1 protein-coding gene and 2 pseudogenes are annotated in these 1,315 nt (G+C 69.5%); all 3 read right to left on the minus strand.

Features of this window, described 5'->3' with window-relative positions; genetic code table 11:
- Positions 1-233: pseudogene (locus F3J15_RS37360) on the minus strand (MotA/TolQ/ExbB proton channel family protein); the annotation flags it as partial.
- Positions 234-251: 18 nt separating this feature from the next.
- Positions 252-1,049, minus strand: a complete 798-nt coding sequence (dapB, locus tag F3J15_RS37365) for a 4-hydroxy-tetrahydrodipicolinate reductase (protein ID WP_069247120.1) — start codon at positions 1,047-1,049, stop codon at positions 252-254.
- A gap of 65 nt (positions 1,050-1,114) precedes the next feature.
- Positions 1,115-1,315 (minus strand): annotated as a pseudogene (locus F3J15_RS37370) (outer membrane protein assembly factor BamE); the annotation flags it as partial.

Genomic DNA, 1,315 nt, shown 5'->3' on the forward strand with positions numbered 1-1,315 from the left:
ACGCGCCCGCGATCGGCGCCGGCGTCCGCGGCGATGCCCGCGTCTAGCGACGGCGCGCGCCATAACGCGGCGAGCGCGCGCGGCCCCTGCCGCTTCGCGCGGACCAGGAGCCAGGCTTTCATGAGGAGGAAGCACCAGCTGGCGACGGACATCGCCAGCAGCACATAGGCGACGGCATGCGTGATCGCATCGCCGCTTTCGAGGTAGTGGACAACGCCGGTGGGTATCGCCATCGGAGTTTCCCCGTGGTGTCAGCGCAGGCCGAGCACGTCCTGCATGTCGAACAGGCCGGCGCCGCGCGCCGACAGGAAGTGGACCGCGCGCAGCGCGCCCTGCGCATACGATACGCGGCTCGACGACTTGTGCGTGATCTCGATGCGCTCGCCGATCCCGGCGAACAGCACGGTGTGATCGCCGACGATGTCGCCGCCGCGCACCGCGGCAAAGCCGATCGACGACGGATCGCGCTCGCCCGTCACGCCGTGGCGGCCGTACACCGCGCAATCGTCGAGCGAGCGCCCGAGCGCACCGGCGACGGCTTCACCCATCATCAGCGCGGTGCCCGACGGCGCGTCGACCTTGTGGCGATGATGCGCCTCGATGATCTCGATGTCGTAGCCGTGCGAGAAATGCTTCGCCGCGAATTCGAGCAGCTTCAGCGTGACGTTCACGCCGACGCTCATGTTCGCCGCGAACACGATGCCGATCTTGCTCGCCGCGGCCTGCAGCTCGGCCTTCTGCTCGGCGGTGAAGCCGGTGGTGCCGATCACGAGCTTCACGTCGTGGCGCAGCGCGGCCTCGATATGGGCCATCGTGCCTTCCGGACGCGTGAAATCGATCAGGGTGTCGGCCTGCGCGAACACGGCGTCGAGGTCGGCGGTCAGCTTGACCCCGGTTTCCTTGCCGAGGAACGCACCGGCGTCCTGGCCGAGGAACGGCGAATCGGCGCGGTCGAGCGCACCGACGAGCTGCGCGTCGGCATCGTTGAGAACGGCTTCGATCAGCATCCGGCCCATTCGGCCCGATGCCCCGGCAATCGCAATCTTCATGGCTTTCTACACGACAGGTATAAAAGCGGGCGGCGCATGCCGCCCTGTTTCCGCACGCCGGCTGCTTACTGCGCCGGTGCGGTGAGCGGCTGGTTCTGCAGGTTGTCCGAGCCTTGCGGGCCGACCGGCGGCGGCGCCTCGTTCGACACGTTCGGCTGCGGCGGACGATGGAACTGGAACTGCGGCTGGATCGCCGGCGCGGCGCCCGGCGGCTGGCCGCCCGGCACCGGCGCGCCGGCCGAGGCTTTCGCGGCCGGCGTGAACCG

It is taken from the genome of Burkholderia sp. Ap-955 (assembly GCF_011753045.1).
GTDB classification, from domain to species: Bacteria; Pseudomonadota; Gammaproteobacteria; order Burkholderiales; family Burkholderiaceae; genus Burkholderia; species Burkholderia lata_D.